Consider the following 5,508-nt stretch of genomic DNA (forward strand, 5'->3'; position numbering starts at 1 on the left):
CAACTCAGTGACGACGAGGGGCGCTGGGTGCTGTTGGTCGATTTGCACGAGCGCCACCTGGGCGACTTGGCGCAGCGGCTGTGGTTGCCCAAGACCGCCTCGACGCAGCCATTGTGGCGCGCGCTCGCCCTCGACCGCATACCCGTGGCCCAGGTGCTGCCTGGCGGCCGCGATTGACGCTGGCCCGTGCCGTCGGCCGGGGCTTTAGCGCGGCATGCGGCGCACGGGTGCCAGCGCATCGAGCGGTCGTGGCATGCCGACTTGGTAGCCTTGGGCGTAGTCCACACCCAGCTCGCGTACGCGTGCCAGGATCGCTTCGGACGAAACGTACTCGGCGATGGTGCGCAGCCCCATGACATGACCGATGGTGTTGATGGCTTGCACCATGGCAAGGTCGACCGGGTCGGATTCGATGTCTTTGATGAAACTGCCGTCGATTTTCAGGAAGTCAACCGGCAGATTCTTCAGGTAGGCGAACGAGGACAGCCCGCTGCCGAAGTCGTCCAGCGCGAACAGACAGCCCAAGCGCTTGACCTCCCCGATGAAATGCACCACTTTGGACAAATTGGCCACGGCGGCGGTCTCGGTGATTTCGAAACACAGTGAGCCCGGTGGTAATTGCAACGTTTCGAGTTGGGCCTGCAGGTGCTGTCGGAACTGTTCGTCCGACAACGATGCACCAGAGAGATTGATGGCAAATACCCGGTCGAGATCGCCGTCGCGGCGCACGCGATCGCTCAGCCACGCGAGGGTATTGCGAACCACCCACTGGTCGATGCGGGGCATGAGGCCGTAGCGCTCGGCCGCCGGCAAAAACGCCCCGGGTTGGATGAGTTGGCCGTCTTCCTCCAGTCGCACCAGGATCTCGGCGTGGGGGCGCTCGCCCGGCGTGGGGTGCAGCGGCACGATGGGTTGCACGTATAGCCGCAACCGATCTTCGTCCAACGCCGATTGCAGACGTGACACCCATTGCATTTGACCCTGCTGCTCGAGCAGGTGCCGGTCGTCGGGCTGATAGACGTGGATGCGGTTGCGCCCGGCCTCTTTGGCGGCGTAGCAAGCCGCATCCGCTGCTGCCAACAGGGTATCGGCGTCGCGCTCGTGGGCTGCCACCGGGACCAGGCCGATCGACACACCGATCCCAAACGAGCGCTCCCCCCACGCGAAGCGAAAGTCAGCGATGGCCTCGCGAATGCGCTGTGCCAGCGCCACCGCGGGCTCCAAGTCGCAGCCTTGTAGGATCAGGCCAAACTCATCGCCACCCAAGCGCGCCAACGTGTCGGCCGCGCGCAGGTGGCCACGCATGAGTTGCGTGATTTGGCGCAGCAGCTCATCGCCGGCGACGTGGCCGCACGTGTCGTTGACGATCTTGAACTGGTCGAGATCCAGATAGCACAAGACGTGGGATGCCGGGTCGGGGCGAGCCAGAAGCTCGCGCAAGCGCCGCTCGAACTCGCGCCGGTTGGGCACGCCCGTCAAGGCGTCGTGCGTCGCTTGGTGACTGAGCTCGCGCGCCAGATTCAACGAGACCGTAACGTCGTGAAACACCAGCACGGCACCGATCAAAAAGCCATCGCGGTTGCGGATCGGTGCAGCGGTGTCGATGATGGGGGTCTGTTCACCGTCGCGCCGCAGCAGCAAGGCGTGTTCTCGCCGGGTGGCTGGCGCCGCGCCGCGCAGCAAATCGCGTACCAGGTCGGGCCATGCGCAGCTCCAGCGACGCACCAGGATGGGTCAGGCGTTGGCTGTCGATGGGCAGCGCGTGGCCCGCTTCGCGCAGCACATGCACCAGCGGCTGACCCACCGCCGCGGTGGCAGGAACACCGAGCAGCTTTTCCGCACCAGGGTTGAGGCTCACCAGCGTGCCGTCGGGCCGAAACGTCAGCAGCCCGTCGCGCATTTCGCGCACCAGCGCCACCGTGTTTGCGGTGGCGGCCTGCAGGGCCTGCATGACGCGGTTGTAGGCGCGCGCGATTTGCCCGACCTCGGTGAAATCTTCCTCGGGGACACGCTGGCTCAGGTCGCCGCCTTGGCGGGTACGCTCCATCGCCTCCAACAGCTCGATCAGCTCGGTGCGCGCACCATGCTCGGCGACGTTGAGCCCCTTGCGCTCCTCATCGGGGGTGACGCGCAGATCGCGCTCACGCACCAGCCACAAAAAGGCGAGGGTGGCCAGTACGCACCAGACTCCGCACACCACCACGCCCAGCGCTTGCACCCCGATTTGGGCCGCTCGGCTCAAGCCAGTGCCCAGCAAGGCGGGATCGCCCAGCAATCCCACGGCCAGCGTGCCCCAAACGCCAGCGGCCAGATGCGCAGGGATGGCGCCCACGGCGTCGTCGATGCGTCGCCGCAACAGCCACTCGTTGGCCCAGGCCATGACCCATGCCCCAATGGCACCGGTGAAGACGGCCGCGGGCGCCGACAGCGCATGGGCGCCCGCTGTGATGGCCACCAGACCGGCGATCAGGCCGTTGATGAGGGACATCACCTCGAAATATCCGTGCAGTAGCCGTCCTGCGGCCAGGCCCGCCAGCGCGCCGGCCGCGGCGGCCAGCGTGGTGTGCAGCAAAATCCCGGGGACGCGGCCATCCAGCGCCAGGGTGCTGCCGCCATTGAACCCGAGCCAGCCAAAAAACAGCAGCAGCGCCCCCAGCATCGCCATGGGCAGGCTGCCGGCCGGGATCACCGGCGGCGGCCCGTCGGCCGGGAACCGCCCAGCGCGCGCGCCGATACGCCACACCGCGACCAGCGCCACCCAGCCGCCCACGCTGTGCACCACGGTGGAGCCGGCAAAGTCCACGAAGCCCATCTCGGCCAGCCAGCCGCGTGCACCCGGCGCCCATGCGCCGCCCCATGCCCAATGGCCAAAGACCGGGTAGACGATGAGCGACACCCATGCCGACAATGCCAAGTACGCGCCAAAGCGCATGCGCTCGGCCACGGCACCCGAGACGATGGTGGCCGCGGTGGCGCAAAACATGACCTGAAACAGCACAAAGCCGAGCAAGTGGGGTTCGTCGGGCAGTTGGTCGAACAACCCAAACAAGCCTGCGCCGATCCAGCCGCCCGCGCTGGGGCCGAACATGAGGCCGAACCCAATCAGCCAGAACAGCAACGCGGCCACGGAAAAGTCCGCCATGTTCTTGGCCGCGACGTTGATCGAGTTCTTGCTGCGCGTCAGGCCCGACTCCAAGCAGAGAAAGCCTGCCTGCATCACGAAGACCAAGCCGGCACAGAGCAGCACCCACAGCAGATCGATCGGAGACGACAACATCCGGGTACCCCAAAGCAGCGCGGGACAGGCCCGCGGATACCCGGATCAAAGCAAACGCCGTGCCTGTCAAACTCGAAGCGGTGCGCGCAGAAAGCCGCGAAAGCGGGCGCGTCCACCGCGCACCGGCGGCGCGCTCAAGGTGTAGTGCGGAAAGCGTGCCAAGAACCGGCCGATGGCAATGCGTCCCTCCAGTCGCGCCAGGTTCAGGCCCGCGCATTGGTGCACGCCAAACCCGAACGCCAAGTGTCGGTTTTCGGTCCGGCTGAGATCGAGGCGTTCGGGGTCGGCAAAGACCGCAGGATCGCGATTCGCCGCTCCGATGCAAAGTGTGACCAGGGCTCCGGCGGGCAGCCGAACGCCGCCCACCTCGGTATCGCGCAACGCACGCCGGTTGCCCAGTTGGTTGGACGACTCGAAGCGCAGGAACTCCTCGACGGTTGCGTCGAGGACAGTGTCGCACTGCTGCGGGTCGTCGCGGGCAGCGCGCAACCGTTGCTGTAGCCAGGCCTTCTGCTGCGGCCACTCGTGCAAGCACACCAGCGCATTGCCGATCAGGTTGGTGGTCGTTTCATGACCCGCGTTGAGCAGGAAGATACCGTTGTGGAGCAGCTCGGTTTCGGTCAGCCGTTCGCCATCCTGCTCGCCTTGGATGAGCCGTGTCAGCACGTCGCGCTGCGGGTCGAGCGGATGGCGGCGGCGTAGTCCTCGATCAAGTCGCCACCGCCACGGTCGGCGATGCGGTCGAGTAAGTCATCGACCAGCGTCACCAGTCCTGGCTCCAAATCGGCGATGGCGCGCCGGGTCAGCGCCCCCATGATGAGTTTGCGCACCCGGGTGTGCAGCGGCGGATCGTTGAACACCAGGCTGGTGGTGTGGTGTTCGTACAGCGGGGACTCGGTGCCGTACTTGGGGGCAAATTCGATGTGCTTGTCGGAGCTGAACGTGGCAGCGTCTCGGTAGACGGCCACCAGATCGGCGTGTCGGGTGAGAAACCACGTGCCATCTGGCATGGCCCGCACGGGATCGTGCTGACGCAACCACGCATACACCGGGTAGGGGTTGGCCAGAAAATCGGGCGGCAGCCGACGCAGGTCGAAATCGCTCCCGATTTTGGCCGCACGCTCGGGCGTCATCGGTGGTGTGATGTCGGCGGGTACGACCGCCTGTTCTGCTGTCGATGCCATGGCTGTCACGCCTGTAGTCCCCGCCGCAGTGCGTCGAGCACCCCGTCTGGCGCCTCGGTCATGAGGGCGTGGCCGGCGGGGATCTGCACCACGTCCACCGGGACGCCGGCGGCGTGTGCGGCGTCGATGAGTGGTTGCGCGGCTTTGGGCGGGGTCATTTGGTCGCGCGTGCCCAGGATGAACTGCACCGGGCAGCACAGCGCGCGCGCCGCGGCCTCGCCGCCCTGGTAGCGGTCGCACGCGAGGAAGCCGCGGTGAAAGACGTTGACCTGCGCGTTGCTGGCCAGCACGGCGTGCATGAGCGCGCAAGACGCTCCATACAGCCACGTGCCGGGCCCGAGCGCCGAGGGTGGCGGGGCCAGCGTCGAGTGGCTGAAGACGTTGACCATGTCGATGGCGCGCCGAGGGTCGTGCAGCGACGCTTCCAGCAAGGCGGGGGACACGCGCATGGGGTAGGCCGTGCCCACCAGCGCCAAGTGTGTGACGCGCTGCGGGGCGTCGGCTGCGGCCTGCAAGGCGATCAGCGAGCCCCAGCTGTGGCCCACCAGTGCCGCCTGCGCCACGCCCAGTGCATCGAGCAGTGCGAGCACGGTGCGGGCCGCCTCCTCCACGCTGGCGGGTGCGTCGCCCGCGCTGCGGCCGTGGCCGGGCAGGTCGATCGCCAGCACGTTGAAGCCGTGGTGCGCCAGGTAGCGGCTTTGCAGGATCCACACGCTGTGGTCGTTGAGCACACCGTGGATCATCACCACCGTGGGCCGGTCGGCCTGCAGGGGGCGCCCGCCGGTGTAGGCGTACAGCGGCGCGCCGAGGACGTCGATCATCATGGGCGGTCTCCGGGCATCAGGTGGTTTTTTCTGCGGCTTTGAGGGCGCGCTTGAGATCGTCGATCAGGTCGTTGGGGTCTTCCAGCCCGATGGACAGCCGGATCGTGCCCGGGCCGATGCCGGCCGCGGCCAAGGCCGCGTCGTCCATGCGGAAGTGGGTGGTGCTGGCCGGATGGATGACCAAGCTGCGGCAGTCGCCCACGTTGGCCAGGTGGCTGAACAG

At 67.1% G+C, this 5,508-nt stretch carries 4 protein-coding genes and 1 pseudogene; all 5 read right to left on the reverse strand.

Going from position 1 to position 5,508, the window contains the following annotated elements; genetic code table 11:
• Positions 1–204: 204 nt before the first annotated feature.
• Positions 205–1,641, reverse strand: coding sequence for an EAL domain-containing protein (locus Q0716_RS07880; RefSeq protein ID WP_299021669.1), 1,437 nt, complete (start codon positions 1,639–1,641; stop codon positions 205–207).
• Positions 1,619–3,277: an ammonium transporter gene (amt, locus tag Q0716_RS07885; protein ID WP_299021672.1), complete on the reverse strand. Its 1,659-nt coding sequence runs from the start codon at positions 3,275–3,277 to the stop codon at positions 1,619–1,621. Before amt ends, Q0716_RS07880 begins: the two co-directional genes overlap by 23 nt.
• Positions 3,278–3,343: 66 nt before the next feature.
• Positions 3,344–4,410, reverse strand: a pseudogene (locus Q0716_RS07890) (cytochrome P450).
• Positions 4,411–4,466: 56 nt separating this feature from the next.
• On the reverse strand, positions 4,467–5,285 hold the full coding sequence (locus Q0716_RS07895) for an alpha/beta hydrolase (RefSeq protein WP_299021676.1): 819 nt from the start codon (positions 5,283–5,285) through the stop codon (positions 4,467–4,469).
• 16 nt (positions 5,286–5,301) lie between these two features.
• Positions 5,302–5,508: PLP-dependent transferase (locus Q0716_RS07900; protein ID WP_299021679.1), on the reverse strand; the 207-nt coding region annotated here is incomplete at its 5' end.

The sequence above is a fragment of the uncultured Tepidimonas sp. genome (assembly GCF_938045175.1).
Classification (GTDB): domain Bacteria; phylum Pseudomonadota; class Gammaproteobacteria; order Burkholderiales; family Burkholderiaceae_C; genus Tepidimonas.